The sequence below is a fragment of the Corallococcus exercitus genome, from assembly GCF_042231735.1.
Lineage (GTDB): Bacteria > Myxococcota > Myxococcia > Myxococcales > Myxococcaceae > Corallococcus > Corallococcus exercitus_B.
This window is the reverse complement of record NZ_CP102577.1, coordinates 8,787,895-8,812,466: the sequence shown is the minus strand read 5'-3', so window position 1 is coordinate 8,812,466 and position 24,572 is coordinate 8,787,895. Positions and strand designations below refer to the sequence as shown.

Genomic DNA, 24,572 nt, shown 5'->3' with positions numbered 1-24,572 from the left:
CCTTCAGGAGGTGGCAGCCGATGTGGTGCGTCCGTCTGTTCCTGTTCGCCGTCGTCCTCGTCAGCGGCGTGGGGCACGCCACGGAGGCGGAGCCGATGCCTCCGCACGCGACGTTCATGCTCAAGTCGAAGGCGCTCCGCGAGCAGCGCCGCATCAACGTCTACACGCCGCCCGGCTACGCCGCGGCGAAGGGCGTGCGCTATCCCGTCCTCTACATGCCCGACGGTGGCGAGCAGGAGGACTTCCCGCACGTGGCCACCACCGTGGACACCGCCATCCGCGCCGGTGAGATGCGGCCCGTCATCCTGGTCGGCATTGAGAACACCGAGCGGCGCCGGGACATGACGGGGCCCACGCAGGTCGCGGCGGACAAGGAGATCGCCCCGAGGGTCGGTGGCTCCGCCGCGTTCCGAGCCTTCCTCCGCGACGAGCTCATGCCCCACGTGCGCCGCAAGTACCGCGTCACCGACGAGACGGCCATCATCGGCGAGTCGCTCGCGGGGCTGTTCATCATGGAGACGTTCTTCCTCCAGCCCGGGCTGTTCGGCACCTCCATCGCGCTGAGCCCCAGCCTCTGGTGGAACGACGACGAATGGGTGCGCAAGGCCGGGGAGAGGCTCAAGGCCCGCCCGAACCTGAAGGCCACCACGCTCTACTTCGCGTCGGCCGGTGATGACGTCGCGGACCAGGCCACACGCCTGGCCGAAGTCTTCCGCGCGAACGCGCCCACCGGATTGAAGTGGAAGTACGAGCCCCGGCCCGACCTGCGCCACGCCAACATCTACCGTTCGCTGGAGGCGAAGGTGCTGCGGGAGGCCTTCGCGCCCGCCTCCACGAAGGCCGTCCCCTGAGCAGGTCGCCGGAAGTCCACTGCCCCATCCAGAGCGGAGGCAAAGCTCAAACGGATAGGAGTGCGGAGCTTCATGAGAGTGGGCACGAAGCGCAGTCGCCGCTCACGAAGCAGGAAGCCCCAGGGACTGGGCAATGAAGCGCCAGAGGCGCGCAGCCCACCGGCCCAGGGGGCCCGGGATGCCGTGAAGCGGCCCGTCCCCCTTGTGCACCGCCGAGTGGGTTGAGACGCAGGAATCAACGGATGAAGCCTCGGGCTGGAGGCCATCCTCAGCAGACGAAGCATCCAAACCCGTCCGACAGTCGGGCAGATTGCCCAAGGCCAAGCCCGTCATGTCCCCGTCGGCGCACTCCTCACCGGGGCCACTGGAGACAAGCCCCAGTGCGACTGGAAACCGCAGCCCCCCACTATCGGGCTCAATGAGGAGGGCCTGCGCCTGAAGACAGGAGGCCACCCCAAGCGCCTCCGTGTCCTCGAAGGCTGACGCGGAAGCGTTGAGGCCATGCGCCTCAACGCACGGGCGTGCCTCAAACGCATCCTCCTGCTCGGTGACTGCCACAGGGACGCCGAGGCCACGGGCCTCAGCGCACAGGCCTGCCTCCAGAGCATCGTCCCGCTCGGTGACTGACACGGGAGGGCAGAGGCCACGCCCTTTCACGCAAGGGCCTGCCTCCAGTGCATCGCCTTGCCCGCTGGCTGACGTGGGAGCGTCGAGACCTCGCACCTCCACGCAAGAGCCTGTCGCCAGTGCATCGTCCTGCCCGGTGACTGACGTGGGAGCACCGAAGTCACGCACCTCCACGCAAGGGCCTGCCGCCAGTGCATCATCCTGCCCGTTGGCCGACATGGGAGCACCGAGGTCACGCACCTCCACGCAAGGGCCTGCCTCCAGCGCATCGCCTTGCCCGCTGGCTGACGTGGGAGCGCCAAAGTCACAGGCCTCCACGCAAGGAGGTGCCGCCAATGCATCGCCTTGCCCTGTGGCTGACGTGGGAGCGCTAAAGTCACAGGCCTCCACGCAAGGAGGTGCCGCCAATGCATCGCCTTGCCCTGTGGCTGACGTGGGAGCGCTAAAGTCACAGGCCTCCACGCAAGGAGGTGCCGCCAATGCATCGTCCTGCCCGCTGACTGACGTGGGCGCGCCAAGGTCACGCACCTCCACGCAAGGAGGTGGCTCCAATGCATCGTCCTGCCCGCTGGCTGACGTGGGCGCGCCAACGAGGTCCTGAGCGAAGTAAGCCTCGGAGGTAGCTGGCTCCTGGGGAGCAGGGGCGAATTGGTTGAGGACGTGCTCATCGCACGCCTTCATCAGTGTCGGCAGCTGGTGCTGAAGTGCCTGCGCGTCGCGCTCGCTCAGTGCGTGCATCGCGCACAGGGCCCACTGGCGCAGGGATTCGCCACCCATGAAGGACAGCAGCCGGGCCGCGTTGCCTCTCAGGGCCCGTTGCAGGGACTGAATGAGGAGCAGGTGCCCTGGACGTGACGCCGCCTGGGCCGCCAGCCGCAGCAACTCGAATTCCAGCTGCGCGCACCGTGCACCGGGGTTCCAGTGCGCCGCGTCCCCGAGGGCGTAGCAGCGGTCCTCCAGCTGGCGAACATCCCTCTCGGAAGCACTCACACAGCAGTCCGCCAGGAGCTCCACCAGCACCTGCCGCTTGAGGCTGAAGAAGCCCTCCAGGAGCCGCCGGCACTCCTCGGAGCGCTTGTCATGCAGCGCCAGGCCCAGGTTCTCCAGCGTCAGCGACTCATCCAGCGCCACCGCGCGCGTCCTGCGCCCAGGGTGCTGCACCACCAGCCCCCGCGCCGCCAGTCGCCGCAGCGCTTCGCGCACGGTACCCCGGCTTACATTATAGAGGCGCGCCAGCACCTGCTCCGAGCCCAGCTGCCCGCTCCTCGACAGCCTCCCGAGCGAAATCTCGCGCTCGAGTTGCTCCTCTACGTACGCCACGAGCCCCACCCGCACCATCACCGCCACCCTCCTCGCCCTCGCCTCGCCCATCCAACCAGAGGGGTCTGACATGGACGTGCGGGCCCACCGTCCTCGTTGGTTGCCGGGACAGGGCGGCCTGGGGCCCAGGCGGAGTAAACCTGTCCGACTGTCGGACAGGTTTGGCGAAAGCGCTCCCGGCGGGCGCCTCTGTCCGTGGACCTACCTTGGTGTCCGCGTAGGCGCGATGTCTCGGCTCACCGCGGCACTCCGCGAGGCGTTCGTCCTCCCGGTGGTCTTCGCGTCGTGGGGAGCTGTCGATGAATTGCTTGCGACCTCCTGGCCCGATGATTTCGTCGGATGCGACACCCGTTTCCGCGGAGATCAGTTGAGATGGGGGCTGAGCTCTGGGGCGGCCCTCACGCAGGGGCAAGGTGCGCACTCGCCGTGGGCAACCCCAGGTGCTCCAGAATCGCTCTCACCCCTCCTGATCCATTCACGTACGCCGACACCCGCCGCATGCCTCCACACCGAGGTTCCGGCTCAGGCTGATCTGGTGCGCAGCCGGCCTTCGTAATCACGCTTGCCGAGCGGTACACCGCGCGAGCGGAGGATGTCGTAGGCAGTGACGGCGTGGAAATGGAAGTTCGGCAGGGAAAACGAGAGGATGAACGTCTCCGACGTGAAGGCGAGCCTCCGCGGTCCGATCTGAAGGTCCAGGGCCTTGCCCGCGCATTGGTCGACCTCGTCGGGCGTGAACGCCTCCAGCGCCACTTCCGCTTTGCCGATCATCGCCTGCAGGTCGGCGAAAGGGACCGGTCCGACCAAGGCCGGCGGGGCGAACACACCGGTCTTGAGGGCTTCCACCCCCCACACGGAATGGTGCCATGTGGCTTCGACCTGAAAGTGGAAGGGCGCCATGTCGTCGAAAAGGCGCGCGTTCACGAAGTCGTTGGGATCAACCCCCGTCTCAGCGCAGTGCTTGGCCGCACGATCGAGAAAGCCTGCGACGGCCCTCACGGTCTGCAGGAAGGTGGGCACGCTGAGGTCGTAGAGTGATGTCGCCATCGGCTTTCCCTCGCTTTCTGGCGCTCGCGTTTCCGCCTTTTCAGCATGCGCCCGAACGACCACGACAACAAGAGCGGTCCCCGGGCGGCGCGGTCTTCTTCATGCTCACCGATGCTCGGAGCGTCGCCGGCGCTGGACTCGCCCACGTCACCGGTGCCGGAGCAGCGCCCGGCATCCTGAGGCCCGCCGCTACGGCGCGAGCCGCGCGGTGCCCGTGCCCACTGCCTCGGGCGGCCGCATCATCCCTGCCGCCACGCGCAGGCCCAGCCAGCGCGGCGTGAAGCGCGTCAGGTTCGCCTGCAGCCAGTTGCGCCACCCTGGCACCACCGACGACCGGCCCTGGTCCAGGGCCTTGAGGGCACGCAGCACCACCTCCTCCGCCGTCGCCATGGGCCCCACGGCGGCCTGCTGGGTGCCCACCACGTCGAAGAACGCCGTCCGCACGGGCCCCGGGCACAGGGCGAGCACTCGCACGCCGCGCTCGCGCGTCTCCTCCGACAGCGCCTCCGTGAAGGACAGCACGAACGCCTTGGTGGCCCCGTAGATGGCCATGTACGGCACCGGCTGGAAGCCCGCGATGGAGGCCACGTTGAGGATGCCTCCCACGCCGCGCGCGAGCATGTCCGGCAGGAACAGGTGGCTGGTGTCCGCCAGCGACGTGACGTTGAGCATCACCTGCTCGTGCTGCCGCGCGAACGGCGCCGCGTCGAACGCCCCGTGCATGCCGAAGCCTGCGTTGTTGACGAGCAGGTCCACGCGCAGCCCCTTCTCCTGGCAGCGCGCGTGCAGCTCGCGGCCCGCGCCCTCGCGGCCCAGGTCCAGCGCGATGACCTCCGCCTGGATGTTGTGGGCCTTCGTCAGCTCCGCCGCGAGCGCGTGCATCCGGTCCTCGGAGCGGGCCACCAGGACGAGGTCCATGCCGCGCGCCGCCAGCTCGCGGGCGAAGACCTCCCCCAGGCCGGATGACGCGCCCGTCACGAGCGCGCGGTGACCCGCGTAGGGGAAGGCCTTGCCCCGGGGGGCCGGCGGGGGAACCACAGGGCGAACAGCGGAGGGGGACGAAGTCGTTTGCATGGGGTTAGAATGTGAGCCAGCGCTCACGTTCTCAACTCGCGTGGTGCTCACATTCCCTCCCCGGAGGCCTCATGCCCCGCCGTCCCCCACCTTCCCGTCGCAGGGCGCCCCGCCAGGAGCGGGCGCAGGCCACGTGTGACGCCATCCTCACCGCGACTGCTCGCGTTCTGCTCAGGGACGGCTACGAAGCCGCGAGCACCAACCGCATTGCCCAGGAGGCGGGGGTGAGCGTGGGTTCGCTGTACCAGTACTTTCCCAGCAAGGAGGGGCTGGTGACGGCGCTGATGGAGCAGCACCGCGCGCGGGCGTTGGCGGACTTCGAGGCCGGGCTGGTGCCGCTGGCCGGACAGCCGCTTCCGGTGGCGATGCGCGCGCTCATCCGGCAGGTGCTCGCGGTGAAGCGGGAGAACCCGCGCCTGAACCAGGTGCTGCATGAGCTGATGCCGAGGATGCGGCAGTGGGGGCTGTCGGATGCGTACTCGCAGCGGCTGCACCGGATGGTGCGGGCGTTCCTCGCGCCTCGCTTCGAGGACCTGCGCCCCCGGAACCTGGACATGGCGGTCTTCATCCTGGTGAACGCGGTGGAGGCGCTGTGCCACACGGCGCTGACGGACCGGCCGGACTACGTGGAGGACGATGCGTTCGTGGACGAAATCGCCGCGCTGGCAATCGGATACCTGCGGCCGGAGCCAGCCCTGGCGCGTCCCCGCCGTGCCACCCGGGAACGGGTGGCACGGATGTGAAAGGGCACAACGTCCTTCCGCGAGGAGGGTCCGACGCGTGGCCTTGGAGGGGCGTTCGCGCGCGTGGACGCCCTCCTCGCGGGAGGAAACCGGTGCCTCAGGGCGGCGCGGGTGCGCGTCCCAGCGGAATCACCAGCGGCCCGGGCAGGTCCGGCCGCGCCAGCACCTCCACCTGCAACCCGAAGGTGTTCGCGATGAGGCCGGGGGTGAGCACGCTCGAAGGCGTCCCCGTCTCCACGCACCGGCCCTGGTCCAGGACCGCGAGGCGGTCCGCGTACCGCGCGGCCAGGTTCAGGTCGTGCAGCACCGCGAGCACCGCGCCGCCCTCCCGCGCGAAGGTCCGGGCGCGCTCCAACACCAGGTGCTGGTGGGACAGGTCCAGGCTCGCCGTGGGTTCATCCAGCAGCAGGTAGCGGTGGCCGTGCGTGGGCGGTGTCCACAGCTGGGCCAGCACGCGGGCCAGCTGCACGCGCTGCCGTTCTCCGCCGGAGAGCGTGGTGTACGCGCGTGAGGCCAGGTGCTGCGTGTCGGTGGCGTCCAGCGCGGCTCGGGCGATCTCCAGGTCGGACTGTTCGCCGCCCCGGCGGGCATGCGGGCTGCGGCCCAGGACCGCCACCTCCAAGGCGGTGAAGCCAAAGCCCAGGGAGGACTCCTGCGGCAGCACCCCCAACCGTTGTGCGCGCTCCACGTAGGGCCACTGGTGCAGCGGGCGGCCTTCCAGGAACACGTCGCCGGACTTGCAGCGCAGCTCGCCTGACAGCGCCGCGAGCAGGGACGACTTGCCCGCCCCGTTGGGGCCCACCACGGCCAGCACCTCGCCGGGGCGCACCTCCAGCGACAGGGGACCGGCCACCCGGCCCCGCCCCCGCCAGACCTCGATGCCACGCGCCTCCAGGCTCATGCCGCCCCCTTGCGCGCGAGCAGCGCGATGAAGGCGGGCACTCCCAGCACCGACGTGAGCGCGCCCACGGGCAGCTCGGACGGAGAGGCCAGCGTGCGCGCCAGCAGGTCCGACGCGAGCAGCAGCGAGGCCCCCGACAGCGCGGACGCGGCCAGCAGCCTCCGGTGGTCCGGGCCGAGCGCGATGCGCAGCAGCGCCGGCACCAACAGGCCCACGAAGCCGATGATGCCGCAGAAGGCCACCGCCGCCCCCACGCCCAGCGCGGCGGCGAGGATGAGCTTGCGCTTGAGCCGCTCCACGTCCACGCCCAGGTGCCACGCCTCACGCTCGCCCAGGAGCATCAGGTTGAGCGCCCGCGCTTCGCTCAGGAGCAATCCCAGCGTCACGCTCAGCGGCAGCGCCGCGGCGCCCACCGCTTCCCACGACGCGCCGCCCAGGCTGCCCAGGCTCCAGAACGTGATGGAGCGCAGCTGCGCGTCCGTCGCGCTGTGCGTGAGCAGGCCCATGCCCGCGAACGCGCCCGCGCTCACCGCCACGCCCGCCAGGAGCACGCGCGGCGTGTCCGTGCGCCCTCCTCCCGTGCCCAACCTCAGCGAGAGCAACGTCGCCCCCAGCGCGCCCACGAAGGCCGCCCCCGGCACCACCAGCATCCGGAGCGGCCCCACGTGCGCGGCCAGCGTCACGTCCAGCACGATGGCCAGCACCGCGCCCAGCGCCGCCCCGCTGGATGTGCCCAGCAGGCCGGGCTCCACCAACGGATTGCGGAACAGGGCCTGGAGCGCGGCGCCCGTGGTGGCCAGCACTCCGCCCACCATCACGCCCATCAGCACGCGCGGCAGGCGGATGGTGAGCAGCACCGCGCGCTGCATCGCATCCATCCGGTGGGAGGCCTCGCCTGGCCCCAACGCCTCCCAGAGACTTCCCAGGATGGCGGACGGCGGCACCGTCATCGAGCCCACCGCCAGCGACGCCAGGACCATCAACGCCAGCAGCAGTCCCAGCGTCACCCAGGGCCCCGCGCCCGGCAGCCTCGAAGGCACCGGACGCGTGGCGGGGACGGGCATGGCCTCCGACGCGCTCATTTGCCGCCGCCCTTCCCGACCGCCGCCGGGGGCGCCGGAGCCACGGCGTCCTGCACCCGGGCCACCGCCCTGCCCAGGCCGGGCCCCAGCCCCATGAAGTCCACGTCCTCCACCGTGACGAGCTTCCAGCCCTTCACCTGCGACAGGCCGGGCAGCTTCGCCAGCCCCTCCGCGCCCCCCACCGTCGCCACAGAGCCCGCGGGCAGCAGCACGAACTGCGGCGCCGCCGCCACCACGGCCTCCGCGCCCAGCGGCTTGTAGCCCTGCATCGCCCCCGCCGCGTTCGTCCCGCCCGTCAGGCGGATGAGCGTGTCCGCCACGGTGCCCGAGCCCGCCACCATCATCGCGCCCGCGCCCCTCGCGTAGATGGCGAGGATGCGCGGCGGCGTCCTGCCCTTCACCTGCTCCGCGCGGGCGGTTGCCTTCGTCAGGTCCTCGTCCAGCTTCGCCACCAGCGCCCGGCCCTGCTCCGGCATGCCCAGCCGCTCCGCGATGCCCTGGATGCGCGTGCGCGCCGCCTCCACCGTGGGCTCGTTGGCGTACGTCTCCACCGTCATGCCCGCCTGCTTCAGCTGCGCCAGCACCGCCGGAGGTCCCGCCTCCGCCGACCCCAGCAGCACGCCCGCGCCCAGCGACAGCACCCCTTCCGCCGACAGCGCGCGCTGGTAGCCCACCGTGCGCACCTTCGACGCCTCCGGCAGCGCCGCGCTGGAGTCATCCACGCCCAGCACCCGGTCCCCCGCGCCCAGCGCGAACACCGTCTGCGTGATGGCCGGGCCAATGGTGATGAGCTTCGGCGCGGGCTTCGCCGCCGGAGGCGCCGCGTGCGCCGTCAGCGCGAACAGCGCCGTGAGGAGGCCCCACTTCGAAGCCGTGCGCTTCATGACGCCACCTCCACCGCGGGCAGCGTCCGGACCAGCTCCTCCATCAGCGCCCGCCACGCGGGGGACTCCCGCTCACCCGGCTTCCGCTTGCCGAACAGCAGCGCGATGTTCTCTCCCGCCCGGTCGAACAGCTCCAGCGAGGTGACGTCGCCGTCGCGCGTGGGCTTGCGCACCACCCACGCGGTGTGGACGTGGTCCGCGCGGACGTGGAGGTTGAAGCCCGGGTCCATCACGTTCATCCACGGGCCCATGGGCCGCACCGTGCGCACCGGCCCGGTGTGGATTTGAATGGCGCCCGGGTTGCCCACGAACACCATGATGGGCAGCTCCGTCGCCGCGGCGCGCTCCAGCGTCCAGCCCAGCGCGTCCGGCGTCACCGGCTTCGCGAACTCCGTCCCCGCGAGCCTCAGCGCCTGCGTGCGCGCCACCTTGAACGTGTTGAGCAGCGCGAAGAACTCGTGCGTGTCCTGGAGCGCTCGCCAGCCGGCCTTGAGCCCCAGCGCGTCGATCTCCGAGTCCGGCCGGGGCCCGGCGGGAGGCGACACCGGCACCACGCCCAGCACGTGGCCCTGGTCCTCGTGCTGGAGCTCCCGCACCAGCCCCTCGAAGGCGGCGGCGTTCGCGTCATCCTGGAGGTAGATTTTGTGCACCGCCGTGCCCGCCGCGTCGAAGACCTGGAAGCTGCGGCGCACCTGGCCGGAGAGGTCCTCGCGCAGCGCGAAGACGAAGCACCAGCGCGACAGGAACAGCCGCAGGTCGATGTCCTCGTCCAGCACCAGCGCCCGCGCGCCGTGCAGCTCCACCTTGCGGTAGACGCCCTTCTTCTCGTGCACGGCGGACGCGTTGCGCGTGAGCGCCATCACCCGGCCCAGCGACTCCAGCCGGGGCAGGAGCACGTCGAAGCGCGGCTCCAGCCGCACCAGCTCGCCGTTCAATCCGGTGGCGAGCAGCTCCGCCTCGCTCACGCCCAGCTGCTCCGCCGCGTCGCGGATGCGCATGCGCGGCTGGGCTTCACGCAGGGCCAGCCAGCGCTCCTTCAGCGCGGCGTGCGGGTTCACCCCCTCCTCCGCGCGGTTCATCACGGCTGCCCCCCGGCCGGCGCGGCCACCTTCGCCCAGAGCAGCTTCACCATCGCGGGCGTTCCGGCGGTGTCGTAATAGGACTGCACCTGCAACTTGAAGTACGTCCCGGAGTCGGAGCGCACGACGTACAGCTGCGAGCGCGGCGTGAGCGTGTGGGTCTGGAGGTCGTAGGCGTACCAGCCGTCCCCCGCGTTGAAGACGGTGTCCGGGCTGTCGCCGGTGTCGGGGCCGTCCGCCGCGTCCGTCACGTAGCCGGACGCCGGCGCCTGGGTGAGCGCCGCGAAGGACGTGCCCGGCACGATGGCCACCTGCACGCCGCCCGTGCCGCTGACGCCGCCGCGCGCCTTCACCGTGTAGCGCTGGAAGGCCAGGTCCCAGAGCGCGTCGTCCGCCGCGCTCACCTGCTTGCCGGAGTCCAGATCCACGGCCACCCACGCCGCCCCGTCCGTCGCGTCCACGACGGAGGTGAACGAGCCGTCGCCGTTGTCCTGGTGCTTCAGGTTCGCGCCGTCCTGCGGCGTGACGATGGGGTCCTCGTCCTCGCCGGGTCCCGGCGTGGGCTGGAGGTCGTCACCGCACGCGGTGCCCAGGCCGGCGAGGAACAGCGCCGCGCAGGCGCGGCCCAGGAAGCCGGGACGGAGGGGAATGGGGAACATGCGGACTCCTTCAGGGTGCAGGGTGGGAAATCAGAACCGGGTGGAGACACCGGCCTGGAGGGTGCGGGGAGGAATGGGCAGATCCTTCGGATTGCCCGCACCGGTGAGGTTGCTGCCCACAACGAAAAGCTGGAGCCCGCCCGCTGGCATGAGCCAGGCGACACGGGCGTCCAGGGAGACGGTGGGGCTGGCACGGTAGGAATCCGCCACACCGTCTCCGTTGGTATCCGGGTAGAAGGGACGCTCGCCGGTGAGCGCGCCGCGCACGTTGGCCTCCAGGCCCCACGGGCGGTGGCGCCACGTGGCCTGCGCGGTGAGCCGGTGCCGCGCCTGGCCTTCCAGCGCGCGGTCCAGCTCCTGGTCGGTGCCGTCGGTGAGCGTGTAGCCCAGCTCCACCTGCACGCGGCCGGGCAGCGACTGGCGCAGGCCCAGCTCGCCGCCGCGCACGCGGGCCCGCGCGATGTTGACGTACGAGTAGCGCAGGAAGTCGCCCTCGGACTGGAGCGACGCGGTGATCATGTCGCGCAGCGCGTGCTGGAACGCGCCCGCCCACAGCACGGTGTCACCCGTGGGCCGCGCCTCCACGTTGACGCTGAAGCTGCGCGAGCGCTCGGGCCTCAGGTCCGGGTTGCCGCGCACGGTGTAGCCCACGGACGGGTTCTCGAAGTCGATGAGCAGGTCCTGGAAGCCAGGCGCGCGGTAGCCCCAGCCGTAGCTGCCGCGCACGGTGAGCCACGACAGCGGATCCACCTTCAGCGCCACGCGCGGCGTGGCCGCGAGCCCGAACTGCGAGTCCACGTCCAGCCGGCCGCCTGGCACCAGCACCAGTCCCGGCGCTTCCGCCAGCGTCCAGCTGTCCTGCGCGTACACGGAGCCGCGTCCGCGCCGGCCGCTTCCACCGTCCAGCCGGTCCGAGCGGAGCCACTCGCCCAGGTACTCGGTGCCCGCCACCAGCGCGTGTCCGCCGCCGGGGCGCGCGTCCACCTGCGCGCCCACCCGGGCCTGCTGGTCGCGCGTGTCCTCCACGGTGTCCAGCGCGGAGGCGTTGCGCTGGTCGCGCAGGTAGCGCCGGTCGAAGTGCGCGTAGGAGACGTCCGCGCGCAGCGTCGTCGTGTCGCCCAGGCGCCAGGACGGAGACAGGCGCGAGGAGAAGCTGTTGTCCCGGCTCGCGCGGTCGAACACCGCGCCCGCGCCGCCCAGGTCCACGCCGCGCTGGATGCGGTGCGAGTAGGCCGCGGTGCCCTCCAGCGACAGCGTGCCCGCGCCGCGCCAGTCACCGCGCGCGGACAGGTCGTAGCCGTTCAGGGTGCTGCCCGTGGTGCCGATGTCCGAGGCGTCCAGGTCGTAGGAGGAGCGCCGCTGGAGCCCGGCGCTCATGCGCAGGCCCCAGGCGTCGCCGCGCGTCTCTCCGGTGGCGTCCAGGTCCAGCCGGTTCAGCGTGCCGTAGGCGGCGCGCAGGTCCGCGCCCAGGGTGCGCCGCGCGCGGCGGGTGATGAAGTTCACCACGCCCGCCACCGCGTCGCTGCCGTAGAGCACGGACGCGGGGCCCTTCACGATCTCCACCTGCTCGATGTCCTCCAGCGACAGGCGCGACAGGTCGATGTTGCCGTCCACCTTGCCGGTGACGCGCTCGCCGTCCACGAGCACCAGCACGTACTCCGGCGCCAGCCCCTGCATCGACAGCCCGGCGCCCGCGAAGCCCTGCTGCACCACGAGCCCGGGGCGCGTGGAGAGCAGCTCCGAGGCGTCGCGTGCGCCGCTGGCGACGAGCTCCGCGCGGGTGATGACCTCCGTGGCCACCGGCGTCTCGCGCAGCCGCTCCTGCGTACGCGAGCCCGTCACCACCGTCTGGAGCGCGGGAGGCTCCTCCACCGGAAGCGTTGCGCGCGCTGCTTGCGGCTCCTGCGTCAGCGTCGCGGGCGCGGCCTCCGCCATGGGTGGCGCTTCCGCCGGCGGCGCGGACACAGCCTGCTCCACGCCTCCGTCCACGGACGGCACGTCCTCCGCCCGGGCCAGGCCGGACAGGGCACTCCACAGCAGCGCGCACAGCCACCAACGCCCGGACATCCCAGGTCCTCCCGGCACGAAAGCCGGGGGCTTCCGCTCACGGGAAGCCTGTCGGGCGCTGGGCTCAGGGGCCTCGGGCCGCAGGAAACACACTGCCTGGGGCCCCTGCCGGAGCCCCTTCCTTCAAAGTGCTTCAGCCGCGCTCACCCCGGGGCGCACCGCCCCGCCGTGGCTCCGCCGCCGCCGCGGACTCCAGCGGCACCACCTGCGTCCGGTGACACCGGCGGCACTTCAGCTCCACCCCGCCCGGCACCAGTCGCGCCAGCAGGCTGCCGCACATGCAGCGCAGCTCCCCGGCACTTCCCTGCGGTCCGCATCCCTCGTGCATCGCGGCTCCCTGCGTTCGATGGGGCCAGACGATATTGATACTGACTATCAAAGTCAAAAGACTTCCGGTGAACACCCCGGAGGGAGTGTCCAGGGGAGGACCGTCTACTTCGTGCCCGTCTTCGCTTCGGGGCGCGGAGCCGGCGCGGCCTTGGGCACGGGGAGCAGCGGCACGCGGCCTTCCGGATAGAGCGCGGTGAGGCGGTCGCCGCGAAGCTCCAGCGCGGCCAGGTGGCGGCCGTAGTGGGTGCTGAGGCCCGTGTCGATGACGATGACGCGGCCCCCGAAGCGGACGGAGAGCCGGCCATCCTTCGACGGCGTGTGGCCCATCACCATGCGGCGGGCGCCGAAGCGCTCCAGCACCTGCGTGAGGCCCGCGTCCCACTTCGCCTCGTCGTCGAGGGCGTAGCCCCGGAACCACACCGGGCCCTGCGGCTCCACGCCGCCGCCCGGCGGCTGCCCCGGCGTCAGGTCCTGCCACACCCAGCGGTTCACCTCTTCGAGCGTGGTGCCCGGGACGGTGGGCGCCAGGCCGCCGTGGAGGAAGAGCGTGTCGTTGATGCGGATGACGGCGGGGTGCGTGCGCAGCCACTTCCCGTAGCGCCCTTCCGCGGCGTAGGCGGCGGCGTGGCCGTGCCGCCCCTTCGGCTCGCCCGGGCCGTCGGCGGTGGGGGACTGGTCCGCGAAGGAGGCGAGCTCGCCGGGCGTGACGTAGCGCAGGTCCCCGCGCATGTTCATCAGCTCGTGGTTGCCCAGGAGCGGGTGCACGCGGCCGCCCGCCTTGCGCGCCTCGGTCTCCAGGCGCATGAGCAATTCAAAGGCGTCGCGGGTGTGGTCGCCCCGGTCCGGCAGGTCACCGGTCTGCACCAGGTGCGCCTTGCCGCCAATCCAGCGGTCCTTCGCGTCGATGAGGCCCGCGAGCCGGAGAACTTCCTTCAGCGCGTCCACGTCACCGTGCACGTCCGCGACGGCGACGATGCGCTCCACGCCCTGGAAGACGAAGCGGTCCTCCGGCTTCGGGGCGCCGGCACCCGCGAGCGCGGGCAGGAGCAGCAGGGACAGGAGAACGGGACGCACGGGGCTTCCTTCCTTCGAGTCGAAGAAGGAAGAAAGCCTAGCGCACGTCCCGTCCGGCCTACGCCCTGGCGGCGGCGTAGATGTCCAGCAGCGTGACGCCCGCGACGGCGCCGGTGGCGGCGAGGAGGCGGCCCTTGCGCACGCCCGGCTCCTTCAGGCCCTTGCCCATCGTCGCCAGGTCCAGCGCGTCACCGGCCACGCGCGCCCACAGCCACGGGCGCTTCTTCGCGGGGCTCAAGAGGGCCACGCCCGCGGCCAGCTCCCGGGCGCCGTAGCCGCGCACCCACCCGGCTCCGCGCGAGATGCCGAAGAACCGGAGCAGGTTCCACGCCCCCAGCAGCTCCGTGATGCCCAGGCCCACGCTGAACCACCCCAGCGCGCGCGGCAGCTTGCTCCTTGCCTTCGCCATGCACCGCCTCCTTGAAACAGAAAGGTCCGGTGGAAAGCTGGAGGCGCCCCAGGCGCGCGCCAAGACCCTCGGCGGCCTGGAGGCGGACGCATCCTGCAAGGCAGGCAGGCGACGGAGCCCCTGCCCTACAGGGGGTTGCCCCGGAAGCGGGCCGGGATGGCGCGCAGGAACTGTGGATCCCTCCAGTCCCAGACGCGCTCCGGCGCGCTGTCCACGTCCACCGGGACGGAGTTCCAGTTGTGCACGTCGTAGGAGGTGGAGGCGCGCCAGTGGAAGAAGAGGCTGAACGCGGCCGTCACGGCCAGCACGCCCGCCAGGCCGCGATGCTCGCGGGGTGCGCCCAGCGCGAGCTGCACGGGGAACGCGAGGAAGAAGACGAGGTAGGGCAGCACGTCGGTGAAGAAGCGCGGCCCCACGGAGTGCCCCGCCCACCAGATGGGGAACGCGGAGATGGCCACCTGGTGCAGGAGCACGATGACGGCGAAGGCCTTCTCGTAAGGCTCCAACTCACGGCCCCTCCACCGCTGCACGAACCCCACCCCGGCGAGCACCAGGAACGGCGAATAGAGGAGCAGTCCCCGCGACGGGCTCACCAGGTTCGCGGCCAGCGCCAGGAAGAAGCGCGAGCCCGCGACGTCCAGCGGGTGCACGTAGTACGGCGACAGGAGCGAGCCGTAGAGGTGCAGGTTGTAGCCGCAGAACGGCACCGCCACGAGCGCCGCGCCCGCGAAGTACGCGGGCAGCAGCCGGCGGAAGCGCAGGAGGAAGTACGCGGTGACGACCACCACGGTGATGGAGTGCGTGGGCCGGCACACGTACGCGAGCGCGACCGCGAGCCCCGCGACGAACGCGGTGCGTGACGTCTGCGTGGGCCGCGCCAGCATCAGCACCACACAGGCGATGGCCAGCAGCCCGGGGCCGTGCTGCCAGAGGACGCGGCTGGCGGTGGAGTACGCCGTCGTCCCCAGCCCGAAGAGCAGCACGGTGACGAGCGCCGCTCGGGCGGACACGCGCCTTCGCAGCGCGACGAACAGCACGCCCGCGGCGGCGCACACGTAGAACGAGGCGATGAGCTGCTCGGTGCGGTGGAAGGCGCCCACGTCCACCTTGCCGGTGCTCCGGAACAACTCCAGCCACTCCAGCGCCCGCGCACCGGGAGCGCCCAGGTGCGCGAGCAGCGGACGGCCCAGCGAGAACAGCGCCTCCGCGCCCGCCAGGAACGGGAGCGCGGAGACCATCACCCCGGGCGGGTACTCATAATAGGTGTGGCCGCCGTAGACGCCTCGCGCGTACGCGGTCGCCTTCGTGAACGAAGGCGCGTACTCGTCCAGGTCCGCGTTGCCCTCGTGGAGGATGCTGGCCGCGGACGGGATGGACCACAGCGAGTCCGTCTGCATCTGCACCTGGCTCGCGGTGTAGACGCAGAACAACCCCAGGCACAGCAGCCAGGGCGCGAGGGACGAGGCCGCGAAGTCGCGGCGGGGCGATGGAGACGCTGGAAGCACGACGGCGCTTCTAGCGAATCTTCCCGCCTAATGCAGGGCTCCCAGGCGCTGCTGGAGCCGCCTCGCCACGCGGGGGAGGTCGTCCGGGGCCTTCACCGGCTCGAAGCGGCTGGTCAGCGGGTCCATGCGGCCCACCTCCACGAAGGCCACCGACAAGAGCGGCTTGCCATCCGGTGCCGTGAGGCTGCTGGCCTCCGCCGTCACCTGCTCGAACTGGAGCACCGGCTGCCCGTCCACCTTCTTGGACACCACCCGGTAGGGGATGGGGAGCTCCTGGCCCAGCATCGCCTCCAGCGTGAAGGTGATGTTGTTCGTGGAGATGAAGGGGTGCGCCGCCGGGTCCACCTTCTCCACCAGCTGCAGCTGTCCCCCCAGGCGCACCGGCGCCGCGCCCGCGTCCAGCGCTCCGCTGGGGTTGGCCCTGGGCGTCACCTCCACCGTCATGTCGCAACCCAATGTCAGGTGCATCCCGATGACGGCCGGGTCCAGCGAGGCCGCCAGGTTGTCCACGTTGGAGAAGTACACGTACCGCACGCCGCGCTGCCGGAGCTGCTGCCCCACCCCGCTCTCGCGCAGGGCGCGGAAGACGTCGCCGTGGCCGGAGGGCGCGAAGGACAGCCGGGCGTCCGACTCGCGGAACAGGTCGCCCTTCGGGGTCAGCCTCGGCAGCATCCCCTGGCGGAAGAGCAGCACGTCGTCCCCCTGCCCGCGCTGGGCCAGGTGCGCGGCGATGCCGTCGTGCGTGAGGAAGGACGTCATCACCGCCACGGGCACCGGCCGTCCCAGGCGCTGGCCCCACTGCCGCGCCTCCTCCAGCTTGAAGTCCAGGAAGGTGCGCCCCGCCATGACGGGGACGAGCCCCTTCACGCTGCCGCCGAAGCGCGTCCCGGCGCCTCCCGCGACCACGAGCGCCGCCACCTGTCCCTGGCGGAAGGCCTCCTCGCCCCGGGCCCGGCACGCGTCGTGCTCCGGCGTGCCCTCGGCCGGGAGCGGCTGGATGTCGCCCGCGCGCAGCGGATGGAGCACGCCCTCGATAGGCCGTGACTCGCTCAGCTCGCCCCGCTGGTAGCGGGCAAGCAGCATCCGGAAGCGGGCCGCGTCGAAGCCTTCGTGCTGGAGCCTCGGGTCGTCCAGCTCTTCATCCAGGGTCTGGGTGTTCACACCGGCGAAGGTGGGGTGCCCTGCGCGCACGGACATCGTTCCCGGGGGCAGGGACCACGGACCGCTCGGGCGAGCGTCACTCGGCGCGCACGGCGCTAGCGCACGAGCAGGTCCGGCCGCTCCAGCCCCTCCACCCGCACCGTGGGCCAGCGCGGATCCACGGTGAGCAGCTCCAGGCCCGCGGGGGACACCACGGCGGTGTCTTCAATCTTCGCGCCGGGCAGCGAGGGGTTCCAGGCCACCGCGTTGTTTGTCTCCAGCGCCACGCCCATGTCGGGGAGCGCCACCACGTCGCGGGAGAGGTAGCCGCACGAGCCGCCCTGGTGGTGCAGGGCCTGCGCGCCGGGGTGGCCAGCGTCCGCGTACGCGCGCACGAGCGCCGCGTAGACCTGGCCGAGCGTGGCCCCCGGGCGGCTCGCGGCGAACGCGGCGGCCTCCACGCGGGCCACGTCCGCGGCGAGCCGGCGCTCCTCCCGCGAGGGCTGCCGGAAGTAGACGAAGCGGGTGAGGTTGGCGAAGAGGCCGTGCCGCCGGCCGCAGAAGACGAGCATCGCCCGGTCCCCCAGCTTCTCTCGCGAGGCCGTGGCATGGCGGTACACCGGCAGCCGGCGCGCGTCGCCCACGAGCGTGAGCGTGGGATGGATGCCCCGCGCCCAGAGGGCCTGCGCGCCCGCTCCGGCCAGCTCGAAGCCCGTCCACTCCGGACGCGCGGCGAGCAGCACGTCCGTCATCGCCGCCGCCGCGTCCCTGCCGAGCGCGCGGTAGCGCTCCAGCTCCTCCGGGACGAGCGACGCGCGGGCCCGCGTGAGGTCCACGGGCAGGGGGAACTCCCCCACGGCCGGACGGTCCGAGCCGATGGGGCCCACCATGGTGCGAGCCTTCACGAAGGCCTCGCGCGGGCGGCTGTCGGTCCACGGGTGTGCTTCCACCGGCAGCCCGCCAGGCAGCTCCTCGCGTGCCAGCCGCTCCGCCTCGATGTTGTCCGTGAGCACCCAGGCGCCCTCGTCGGTGACGAGCACCTCCGCGACCCCGGTCTCCGCGCTGAGGATGACCGTGCTGGAGCCACCGCACGTCACCCACGCGAACCAGTCCACGCCGCGAAAGCGGATGGCGCCCAGGCCCTGCCTTCGCATGCTGGCGCGCACGAGGGCGAGCTTCATGGTCAGTTCATTCATGGGAGCCTCGGAGGAGGGGCGCTGCCGCAAAGCTGGCGACGTGCGCCCCACCTCGCAAGTCAGCGCCCGGACGCCTGCGGCGGGATCAGCGCATGCCGATATGCTCCGGAGCCGAGGGACCGAAGCCCCCACCTTCGCCACGGAGAGGTTGCCATGCGTTTCCGGACCTGCAGCGCCCTCCTGCTGCTGATGTTTGTCTTCTCGGCCTGCGCTCTGCGTTCTGGTCGCTCCTGAGATCGCCGTGGGAGCTGTCATCGTCCTGGGCGTGGTGGTGGTCGCCGTCGCCATCCAGGAAGAACTGGATGCGTACGAGCTCCGCCATGCCTACCCCGAGGAAGCAGGGACCTCACGAGGAACGAAGGTGTCCTCCCGGGAGGCTGAAGCGCAACGCGAGCCCAGCCTGAAGCCGGAGCCAGCGGGCCAGGGCCGGCAGCCCCCGGTGCCGCCGGTGCCCGTGGACCGGGCAGGCCGCGCCAGCTGCGAGCCTGTTCCCGTGCCCCACGCGGGCGAGGACGACGCCCATAATGAATGCGCCGACAAGGTCCCGCCCAACCGTTACCCTGGAATGGACGTGCTCGTGGGCGGCGTGCGCTTCGATGCGCTGCAAGTCGGCGCGCGTGTGCTGTGGGAGATCAAGACCCACCAATTCGACACGTACAGTGTCTTTCTCCAGGGGCAGGTAGTCAAAGAGCAGGCGGCCAAGATGCGAGAAGAGCGCAACATCGCGCTGTCATGTGGATATCGCTTCGTCGTAGGGGTGAGCACCGAAGCGCATAGAGAAGCGCTGGAGCTTGCGGCGCCCGAGCTGGAGATCGTCGTCACGGGGTGCAAGCGATGACGACTCGAAGCACCCTCGGCATCATTGTCTACGCGCCAGCCCTGGTTGCAATGGACGGTCGCACACGCGCTGTCGTCCATGGGATGGAGCAGGCAGTCCCCGGCTTGCGCCTCGATTGGAAGGTTTCCGAAGACGGGCGCCCCATCGCATTGCCGCAGCGCGACGCGTGGCTCGCCGAAGGAACCAAGGATGGGGGCTTCCCTCTCGTGTGCAACGGTGACGAGAGCTACCCCGTTACGATTTTCGGGTTGCAGATTCCCGCGCGCCAAGGGCCAGGCGGGCAGCCGTTGTTTGATGTCCATGCAGAGCTGCCACTGGACGCGGCTGTCATCGCGGCAGCAGCGGATGTGCTCGAAGGCGTGGCAGAGGGGGCCCGCGCGTTTTGGGGGCATGCGACGCCATCACGCGCGGGGGTCGAGATCGCACGGCAAACACGCGATCCGATCCACAAGCCAGGGGTTCCGCCCCGGGGGATGCCAGCACTCAAGCTGCCAGAGAAGCTCCGCTCGCCTGAGATTCCGCATCGTCTCGGATGGCTGAACCATTGGTCCGCCGCGACCGCGCAAGCCATAGGGTTCCCGGATCCGGCCCGCGACACCGAGCTGCTCTCACGGGCGCGGCGCACGGCCTCGGGTGGCTGGATCGTGCGGCTCACCGACGCGCCACTCGACCTGGACATCCCCGCCCACCTGGACGCGCTCCTGCGGGCCTATGAGCGTTTCCCGGAGATCGGCGGACGCTCGGCGCCTTGACCTCAATCACGAGGCTTGGGAGGCAGCTCTGGCTGTGGACCGTCGCTGTCCGCCGCGGCGGGGGGCTGAGCCGGTGACGGCCCTGAGGCGCGCTCCAACGCCGAGCACGCGCCCATCGCGAAGCCTCCAGCGAGCGCGGCCACGCCCGCGGCGATGAGCAGGTATCGCGAAGGCCGATGGCGTCCGGACGTCATGCGTTCTTCCCCAGGGAGGGAGGGTTCGGGGCACCGGCGAAAGGAAGCGGCGCGGGGGATTGCTGGCGGTTGCGCCAGTAGGGCGCTCCGGACCAGCGGCGCTCCAGGCGGTAGTAGCCCTCGCGGATGCGCAGGTGCTCCTGGAACTGGTGCCGCACCCGCACCTCGTGCAGCCGCAGCGCGCTGGAGTCACCGCGCAGGGAGCGGCTCACCGCGTCCGCCGTCTGCTGCGCGGAGCGCAGGGCCTGGGACGTGCCCTGCGCGGACAGCGGATCGAACGTGCACGCCGCGTCCCCCACCGCGAGCCAGTCCTCGCCGTACAGCCGGTCCAGGCAGGCGACGTTCGCGGGCACCGCGCGCAGGGCCGCCCTGGTGAAGTCACACGCCTCCAGCCGGCGGCGCGTCTCGGGCGCGCGCTCCATCCGCGCACGCCACGCCTGGGGCTCCTTCGCCGTCAGCCCCTGGAGCGAGTCCCGGTCCCCCATCAACCCGAAGACGACCTGGTCGCCGGGCATCCGCGCGGAGTACCACCAACCATCCACGCTCGCCTCCACCAGCGCGAGCGCGTCCACGGCGCGGCCGGGCTGGAGCGCGAACGTGCCGCACAAACCAAAGGTCCGATCCACCACGTGACGCTGGGCTCCCTGCGACGTGGCGAAGGCGGCGCTCCGGCCCGTGGCATCCACCACGAAGCGCGCGTCCACGAAGGCGAGGGGCGCGTCCCCCTCCACCGGGAGGCGGAGCCGGTGTCCGCCGCCTTCCAGGGGCTTCCAGGCCGTCACCGCCGTGCCGGTGCGCACGTCCACGCCGTGGCGCGCGGCCTCGTCCGCGAGCATCCGGTCGAACCGCGCACGGTCCAGGTGCCAGCCCGTGCCCCACGGCGAGCGCAGGTGATCGTTGTAGCCCAGCGAGGAGTTGCCCCAGCGCGAGCAGGAGCCCATGGAGCGCACGTGGCCCTGGCGCGCGAAGGCCTCCCAGACGCCCAGCTGCGACAGCAGGCGCCGGCTGTCCGGGGGCAGCGTCTCGCCCAGGTGCGCGGGGTCGTAGGTGGAGCGCTCGAACAGGGCGACGCGCAGGCCCGCGCTCCGGCGCAGCGCCAACGCCAGCGCCGTGCCCGCGGGACCGCCGCCCAGCACGGCGACGTCATACCGGTTGCCGTCCACGCTTCAGCCCGCCTGCCCCAGGAGCCAGACCTTGAACCGCTCGGACTCCAGGACCTGGGGCCGGCGCCGTCCTGCCGCGTGAGGGCGCCCAGGAACTTCCACGGGAAGCACCGGGGCGTGGGCGATGCCAGGAGGGATGTCGCGGGTCGTGCCCATGGGCATGCCCCGGCCGCATTGCACCCGGCGGACCAGGGGGCTCGTGTCCCCAGGACGAAGCCGTGTCCGGGGTTACGCGAAGGGGCCGCGGGCGCCGGACACGTCAGCGCCCGCCCCCTGACGTGTCAGCCCGGGCGGTGACGTGTCAGCACGCCTGACCCCGGCGGAGGAATCAGCGAGGATGGCCGCCATGAAAATCTGGGTCGATGCCGATGCGTGTCCAGGGCCCGTGCGGGACATCCTCCTGCGCGCCGTGCAGCGCGTGAAGGTCCCCATCGTCTTCGTGGCGAACAAGCCCCTGGCGCTGCCCCGGCTGGCGTACGTGTCCACGGTGCAGGTGGGCGCGGGGCTGGACGTGGCGGACCGGCACATCGCCACCTCCGCGGAGAAGGGCGACCTGGCCGTCACGCAGGACATCCCGCTGGCCGCGCTGCTCGTGCCCAAGGGCGTCGTGGTGATGGATCCGCGCGGGGAGCTCTTCACGCCGGAGAACATCGACGAGCGGCTGTCGGTGCGGAACTTCATGCAGGAGCTGCGCGACAGCGGCGTCACCACCGGCGGTCCCAGCGGCTTCTCGCAGCAGGACCGCCAGCAGTTCGCCGCCACGCTGGACCGGGAGCTGACCCGGCTGGTGAAGCAGCAGGGCTGAAGCGCCTACTGGCCGGCGCCGCCGCTGCCCTCTTCCGGCGGCGTGCCCGTGGAAGGTGACACGGGGCTCGTCCCCATGCCCTTGTTGCGGTGCCACGCCTCCGGGGTGATGTCCAGCCGGGCCCCCTCGGCCTGGGAGCGGGAGTGAGCCGGGGCCAGCGGGTCCACGGTGCGCTGATCAATGCTGCCCGAGCCGCCCGTCCCCAGCGTGTCCACGTCCACGCATTCGAAGTCCTCCGGCTTCGAGGACTGCTCGATGCCCGTGCCGCCGGTGGCCTCCGCGGAGGCCTGGGCCTCGGCGCCCGCGTCGCCGGAGAAGTTCATGCCGTGGCTGCGGAGCATCTCCTGCGTGCGCGGGGACTCCTGCGCGTCCCAGGACATCTCATCGCTGGCGAATGCCTCGGACGGGGGTTCCTGCTGAACCGCGGCCGTCTGCGTGGCGCAGCCTCCCAGAAGGAGCGCGGTCAGCGAGGCCATGAGCGGAAGCTTCATCGGGGGGGTCCTCCAGAAGTGTCGTCCGCCACTCAAGGTGGAGGCACTTGCGTCGGGGGCAAGCGACGGGGGACCCACCGGGCAGGCGGCCCCGCTCCAGGCCGGGGCCTCTTCAATGGTCCACGGGGGCATCGCTCCCGTGCAGGCAGGCCAGCGCCGCCACGGTGAGTGACTCGCACCCGCTGCGAAGCGAGCCCGCGCGGTCCGGCGCATAGAGGCCGGAGTGTGGGCCCGGCAGGTTCGCCACCTTCTCCTGGGGCGTCGTGCCCGGCGCCTCCTCCCAGACCCTGGGCGGCGTGATGCCCATGAACCAGTACGCGGTGGGCACCGGGTGCTCCGGCCCCTGGCCGAAGAAGGGGAAGTCCTCGCTCGCGGTGACGAGCACGCCCGGCACCAGCGCGTCGTGTCCGAACCACTCCGCGTGCGCGTCCCGGACGCGGCGCAGGAGCTCCGGGTCGTTGCGGTTCACCGGCCCGCGGTTCAGCACCTCCACCTGGGGAGGCTTCGGCGCGCCCGACGCCGCGGCCTCGCCCTTCGCGATGCGCTCGATGGCGGCGAGCACGCGGGCCTGCACCGCGTCGTCCTCCGTTCGCACCGTCAGCTCCAGCAGGGCTTCGTCCGGAATCACGTTGGCGCGCGAGCCCGCCTGGAACTGGCCCACCGTCACCACCGCGGCCTCCAGCGGCGACAGCGCGCGCGACACGATGGTCTGCAGGCGCATCACCACGCTGGCCCCCAGCACCACGGGGTCCACGGACAGCTCCGGCTGCGCCCCGTGCGCGCCCCGGCCGAAGAGGCGCAGGCGCACGTGCGCGGAGCCCATCATCGTCACGCCCTCGCGGTGCATGAACGTGCCCACCGGCAGCGGCGCGGTGTGCTGGCCCAGCACGGCGTCCGGCGTGCCGAAGCGCGCGTAGAGCCCCGCGTCCAGCATCGCCTTCGCGCCCTGGAGCGTCTCCTCCGCCGGCTGCCCCACCACCATCACCGTGCCGCGCCACGCGTCGCGCGAGCGCGCCAGCACCGCCGCCGCGCCCACGAGGCACGCGGTGTGGACGTCGTGGCCGCACGCGTGCATCACCGGCTCGCCGTCCTCCGTGCGCTCACGGCTCGCGTACGGCAGCCCCGTCTTCTCCTCCACGGGCAGCGCGTCCATGTCCCCGCGCAGGAGCACCGTGGGCCCGTCCCCGTTGCGCAAGAGGCCCACCACGCCGTGGCCGCCCACGTCCCGGGTCACCTCGTAGCCCTCCGCCTCCAGGCGCCACGCCACCTCCTCGGCCGTGCGCGCTTCGTGGCCGGACAGCTCCGGGTGTTCGTGCAGGTCCCCGTAGAGCGCGTCCACGTTCGGCAGCACCGCGTCCAGGTGTTGGAGGACGCGCCGGGCGCGGGCCTTGAGGCCGGAAGGGGCGGACGTGCCCGGGACGGGCTGGGGGGCGGCGTCGTTCATGGCGGTGTGCTCCAGGGCCCCGACGCGAGAGTGGAAGCGTCGAGGGCGTGCGGGTCCGACTCAAGGTGGAAGCCGCGTGCCGGGCTGCACAAGCGAGGTGGGCAGGGAGGCGGGCGGGGGCCTGGTTTCGCGCGTCGCACGCCCTGCCCTCCGGGGCGCCGTGGGCCTCCGGGGCACCGCCTGTCCGTTCGTTGTCCGCCCCTCCCCCGCGGACCACCTTCTGGCTGCGCACGCGACACATGGAGGGAGCGATCATGAGGCGAGGCATCGCACTGGGGCTCTGCCTGGTGGGACTGACGGGTGGCGCCGCGAGGGCCCAGGATCCCCCCCCGGATGCGCCCACGCGGATGGGACGGGTGGAGTGGAAGGGGCCCTACTTCCTCCTGGGACTGGGCGTGGAGGGCTACACGGGCAAGCTCGCGCCCAACCTGGATCCGGGGCCGTCGTATGGCGTCGTCGTGGGCTACCGCCCCAATGACTACCTGGGCGTGGAGCTGGGCTACAGCGGCGGCACCAGCAACCTGTCCATCACGGGGAACTCGGCGTCCTTCGGCAACCCGGACATCGTGCGCAACGGAGGGCAGGCGGCCCTCACGCTGGGCTTCACCTCCACGCGGCTCCAGCCCTATGTGCTGGGGGGCATCGGGGTCGAGCAGTACTCGGTGCGCTCGGGGATGTTCTTCGAGTTCATCGACGATACAGGGGGCTACGCGCCCGTTGGAGCGGGGGTGCGCTTCCAGCTCAACCCCCACCTCACGGCCGAGGTGCGCGGCAGCTACAGCTTCCTCTTCGGGCAGGACTTCTCGCCCGTCCAGGATGTGGGCGCCGGGGAAGGCCGCTACTCAGGCGTGCTGATGATCGGGGGCAGCTACTGAGGTCCGCCGGCAACGGGGCGGA

At 71.8% G+C, this 24,572-nt stretch carries 24 protein-coding genes and 1 pseudogene; 7 read left to right on the top strand and 18 right to left on the bottom strand.

The features are described from left to right. Positions 1 to 20 precede the first annotated feature (20 nt). Together NR792_RS35440 and NR792_RS35435 are read left to right on the top strand one after the other, a co-directional pair. Positions 21 to 851 (top strand): alpha/beta hydrolase, encoded by an 831-nt coding sequence (locus tag NR792_RS35440; RefSeq protein WP_375757127.1) that lies wholly within the window; start codon positions 21 to 23, stop codon positions 849 to 851. A gap of 501 nt (positions 852 to 1,352) precedes the next feature. Next, complete coding sequence (locus NR792_RS35435) at positions 1,353 to 1,478, top strand: hypothetical protein (RefSeq protein WP_375761773.1); 126 nt, start codon at positions 1,353 to 1,355, stop codon at positions 1,476 to 1,478. Positions 1,479 to 2,624: 1,146 nt separating this feature from the next. Here the strand turns inward: NR792_RS35435 and NR792_RS35430 are convergent. The 3 genes and pseudogenes from NR792_RS35430 to NR792_RS35420 form a co-directional block, all read right to left on the bottom strand. After that, a pseudogene (locus tag NR792_RS35430) lies at positions 2,625 to 2,816 on the bottom strand (GntR family transcriptional regulator); the annotation flags it as partial. Positions 2,817 to 3,320: 504 nt separating this feature from the next. Further along, positions 3,321 to 3,845, bottom strand: coding sequence for a DUF1993 family protein (locus NR792_RS35425; RefSeq protein ID WP_375757126.1), 525 nt, complete (start codon positions 3,843 to 3,845; stop codon positions 3,321 to 3,323). 189 nt (positions 3,846 to 4,034) lie between these two features. Beyond that, positions 4,035 to 4,883, bottom strand: coding sequence for an SDR family NAD(P)-dependent oxidoreductase (locus tag NR792_RS35420; RefSeq protein WP_375757125.1), 849 nt, complete (start codon positions 4,881 to 4,883; stop codon positions 4,035 to 4,037). A gap of 107 nt (positions 4,884 to 4,990) precedes the next feature. Between NR792_RS35420 and NR792_RS35415 the strand changes: the two genes are divergently transcribed. Beyond that, positions 4,991 to 5,662, top strand: a complete 672-nt coding sequence (locus NR792_RS35415) for a TetR/AcrR family transcriptional regulator (RefSeq protein WP_375757124.1) — start codon at positions 4,991 to 4,993, stop codon at positions 5,660 to 5,662. Positions 5,663 to 5,759: 97 nt separating this feature from the next. Here the strand turns inward: NR792_RS35415 and NR792_RS35410 are convergent, their stop codons facing one another. The 12 genes from NR792_RS35410 to NR792_RS35355 all read right to left on the bottom strand — a co-directional run bounded on the left by NR792_RS35410 (position 5,760) and on the right by NR792_RS35355 (position 17,973). Then, entirely contained in the window at positions 5,760 to 6,563 is an 804-nt protein-coding gene (locus NR792_RS35410; RefSeq protein ID WP_375757123.1) for a heme ABC transporter ATP-binding protein, read from the bottom strand. Continuing rightward, positions 6,560 to 7,645: a FecCD family ABC transporter permease gene (locus tag NR792_RS35405; RefSeq protein ID WP_375757122.1), complete on the bottom strand. Its 1,086-nt coding sequence runs from the start codon at positions 7,643 to 7,645 to the stop codon at positions 6,560 to 6,562. The genes NR792_RS35410 and NR792_RS35405 overlap by 4 nt, the downstream gene beginning before the upstream one ends. Next, the gene (locus NR792_RS35400; protein WP_375757121.1) at positions 7,642 to 8,529 is read right to left on the bottom strand and encodes a hemin ABC transporter substrate-binding protein; all 888 of its coding nucleotides are present in this window, start codon (positions 8,527 to 8,529) and stop codon (positions 7,642 to 7,644) included. The genes NR792_RS35405 and NR792_RS35400 overlap by 4 nt, the downstream gene beginning before the upstream one ends. Then, on the bottom strand, positions 8,526 to 9,608 hold the full coding sequence (locus NR792_RS35395) for a hemin-degrading factor (RefSeq protein WP_375757120.1): 1,083 nt from the start codon (positions 9,606 to 9,608) through the stop codon (positions 8,526 to 8,528). The genes NR792_RS35400 and NR792_RS35395 overlap by 4 nt, the downstream gene beginning before the upstream one ends. Further along, positions 9,608 to 10,267, bottom strand: coding sequence for an HmuY family protein (locus NR792_RS35390; RefSeq protein WP_375757119.1), 660 nt, complete (start codon positions 10,265 to 10,267; stop codon positions 9,608 to 9,610). The genes NR792_RS35395 and NR792_RS35390 overlap by 1 nt, the downstream gene beginning before the upstream one ends. 30 nt (positions 10,268 to 10,297) lie before the next feature. After that, the gene (locus tag NR792_RS35385) at positions 10,298 to 12,334 is read right to left on the bottom strand and encodes a TonB-dependent receptor plug domain-containing protein (protein ID WP_375757118.1); all 2,037 of its coding nucleotides are present in this window, start codon (positions 12,332 to 12,334) and stop codon (positions 10,298 to 10,300) included. Positions 12,335 to 12,467: 133 nt separating this feature from the next. Then, a complete protein-coding gene (locus NR792_RS35380; protein WP_375757117.1) occupies positions 12,468 to 12,614 on the bottom strand; it encodes a hypothetical protein in 147 nt (48 codons plus the stop codon). A gap of 152 nt (positions 12,615 to 12,766) precedes the next feature. Further along, entirely contained in the window at positions 12,767 to 13,738 is a 972-nt protein-coding gene (locus tag NR792_RS35375; protein WP_375757116.1) for a metallophosphoesterase, read from the bottom strand. Positions 13,739 to 13,796: 58 nt separating this feature from the next. Further along, positions 13,797 to 14,147, bottom strand: a complete 351-nt coding sequence (locus NR792_RS35370) for a hypothetical protein (protein ID WP_375757115.1) — start codon at positions 14,145 to 14,147, stop codon at positions 13,797 to 13,799. A gap of 125 nt (positions 14,148 to 14,272) precedes the next feature. Then, positions 14,273 to 15,652: a hypothetical protein gene (locus NR792_RS35365; RefSeq protein WP_375757114.1), complete on the bottom strand. Its 1,380-nt coding sequence runs from the start codon at positions 15,650 to 15,652 to the stop codon at positions 14,273 to 14,275. 27 nt (positions 15,653 to 15,679) lie between these two features. Next, positions 15,680 to 16,849, bottom strand: a complete 1,170-nt coding sequence (locus NR792_RS35360) for a UTP--glucose-1-phosphate uridylyltransferase (RefSeq protein WP_375757113.1) — start codon at positions 16,847 to 16,849, stop codon at positions 15,680 to 15,682. Between the two features lie 59 nt (positions 16,850 to 16,908). Further along, on the bottom strand, positions 16,909 to 17,973 hold the full coding sequence (locus tag NR792_RS35355) for a M24 family metallopeptidase (RefSeq protein ID WP_375757112.1): 1,065 nt from the start codon (positions 17,971 to 17,973) through the stop codon (positions 16,909 to 16,911). A 256-nt stretch (positions 17,974 to 18,229) separates the two neighbouring features. Between NR792_RS35355 and NR792_RS35350 the strand changes: the two genes are divergently transcribed. Next, complete coding sequence (locus NR792_RS35350) at positions 18,230 to 18,826, top strand: DUF6310 domain-containing protein (RefSeq protein WP_375757111.1); 597 nt, start codon at positions 18,230 to 18,232, stop codon at positions 18,824 to 18,826. Next, positions 18,823 to 19,578, top strand: a complete 756-nt coding sequence (locus tag NR792_RS35345) for a DUF5953 family protein (protein WP_375757110.1) — start codon at positions 18,823 to 18,825, stop codon at positions 19,576 to 19,578. The genes NR792_RS35350 and NR792_RS35345 overlap by 4 nt, the downstream gene beginning before the upstream one ends. Positions 19,579 to 19,768: 190 nt before the next feature. Here NR792_RS35345 and NR792_RS35340 read toward each other — a convergent pair whose 3' ends face one another. Then, on the bottom strand, positions 19,769 to 20,935 hold the full coding sequence (locus NR792_RS35340) for an NAD(P)/FAD-dependent oxidoreductase (protein ID WP_375757109.1): 1,167 nt from the start codon (positions 20,933 to 20,935) through the stop codon (positions 19,769 to 19,771). Positions 20,936 to 21,281: 346 nt separating this feature from the next. Between NR792_RS35340 and NR792_RS35335 the strand changes: the two genes are divergently transcribed. Beyond that, complete coding sequence (locus NR792_RS35335; RefSeq protein ID WP_207051378.1) at positions 21,282 to 21,740, top strand: YaiI/YqxD family protein; 459 nt, start codon at positions 21,282 to 21,284, stop codon at positions 21,738 to 21,740. A 5-nt stretch (positions 21,741 to 21,745) separates the two neighbouring features. Here the strand turns inward: NR792_RS35335 and NR792_RS35330 are convergent, their stop codons facing one another. Together NR792_RS35330 and NR792_RS35325 are read right to left on the bottom strand one after the other, a co-directional pair. Then, positions 21,746 to 22,231, bottom strand: a complete 486-nt coding sequence (locus NR792_RS35330; protein WP_375757108.1) for a hypothetical protein — start codon at positions 22,229 to 22,231, stop codon at positions 21,746 to 21,748. 112 nt (positions 22,232 to 22,343) lie between these two features. Further along, entirely contained in the window at positions 22,344 to 23,675 is a 1,332-nt protein-coding gene (locus NR792_RS35325; protein WP_375757107.1) for an amidohydrolase, read from the bottom strand. A 254-nt stretch (positions 23,676 to 23,929) separates the two neighbouring features. Between NR792_RS35325 and NR792_RS35320 the strand changes: the two genes are divergently transcribed. After that, positions 23,930 to 24,550: an outer membrane beta-barrel protein gene (locus NR792_RS35320; protein ID WP_375757106.1), complete on the top strand. Its 621-nt coding sequence runs from the start codon at positions 23,930 to 23,932 to the stop codon at positions 24,548 to 24,550. The last annotated feature ends 22 nt before the right edge of the window (positions 24,551 to 24,572 follow it).

Bases quoted from the DNA above. Each gene is read 5' to 3' on its own strand.
- NR792_RS35400 (WP_375757121.1), bottom strand. From the start codon at position 8,529: ATGAAGCGCACGGCTTCGAAGTGGGGCCTCCTCACGGCGCTGTTCGCG.
- NR792_RS35440 (WP_375757127.1), top strand. From the start codon at position 21: ATGTGGTGCGTCCGTCTGTTCCTGTTCGCCGTCGTCCTCGTCAGCGGC.
- NR792_RS35415 (WP_375757124.1), top strand. From the start codon at position 4,991: ATGCCCCGCCGTCCCCCACCTTCCCGTCGCAGGGCGCCCCGCCAGGAG.
- NR792_RS35405 (WP_375757122.1), bottom strand. From the start codon at position 7,645: ATGAGCGCGTCGGAGGCCATGCCCGTCCCCGCCACGCGTCCGGTGCCT.
- NR792_RS35390 (WP_375757119.1), bottom strand. From the start codon at position 10,267: ATGTTCCCCATTCCCCTCCGTCCCGGCTTCCTGGGCCGCGCCTGCGCG.
- NR792_RS35330 (WP_375757108.1), bottom strand. From the start codon at position 22,231: ATGAAGCTTCCGCTCATGGCCTCGCTGACCGCGCTCCTTCTGGGAGGC.
- NR792_RS35355 (WP_375757112.1), bottom strand. From the start codon at position 17,973: ATGAAGCTCGCCCTCGTGCGCGCCAGCATGCGAAGGCAGGGCCTGGGC.
- NR792_RS35335 (WP_207051378.1), top strand. From the start codon at position 21,282: ATGAAAATCTGGGTCGATGCCGATGCGTGTCCAGGGCCCGTGCGGGAC.
- NR792_RS35425 (WP_375757126.1), bottom strand. From the start codon at position 3,845: ATGGCGACATCACTCTACGACCTCAGCGTGCCCACCTTCCTGCAGACC.
- NR792_RS35385 (WP_375757118.1), bottom strand. From the start codon at position 12,334: ATGTCCGGGCGTTGGTGGCTGTGCGCGCTGCTGTGGAGTGCCCTGTCC.
- NR792_RS35370 (WP_375757115.1), bottom strand. From the start codon at position 14,147: ATGGCGAAGGCAAGGAGCAAGCTGCCGCGCGCGCTGGGGTGGTTCAGC.
- NR792_RS35320 (WP_375757106.1), top strand. From the start codon at position 23,930: ATGAGGCGAGGCATCGCACTGGGGCTCTGCCTGGTGGGACTGACGGGT.
- NR792_RS35380 (WP_375757117.1), bottom strand. From the start codon at position 12,614: ATGTGCGGCAGCCTGCTGGCGCGACTGGTGCCGGGCGGGGTGGAGCTG.
- NR792_RS35360 (WP_375757113.1), bottom strand. From the start codon at position 16,849: ATGTCCGTGCGCGCAGGGCACCCCACCTTCGCCGGTGTGAACACCCAG.
- NR792_RS35435 (WP_375761773.1), top strand. From the start codon at position 1,353: ATGCGCCTCAACGCACGGGCGTGCCTCAAACGCATCCTCCTGCTCGGT.
- NR792_RS35410 (WP_375757123.1), bottom strand. From the start codon at position 6,563: ATGAGCCTGGAGGCGCGTGGCATCGAGGTCTGGCGGGGGCGGGGCCGG.
- NR792_RS35345 (WP_375757110.1), top strand. From the start codon at position 18,823: ATGACGACTCGAAGCACCCTCGGCATCATTGTCTACGCGCCAGCCCTG.
- NR792_RS35395 (WP_375757120.1), bottom strand. From the start codon at position 9,608: ATGAACCGCGCGGAGGAGGGGGTGAACCCGCACGCCGCGCTGAAGGAG.
- NR792_RS35325 (WP_375757107.1), bottom strand. From the start codon at position 23,675: ATGAACGACGCCGCCCCCCAGCCCGTCCCGGGCACGTCCGCCCCTTCC.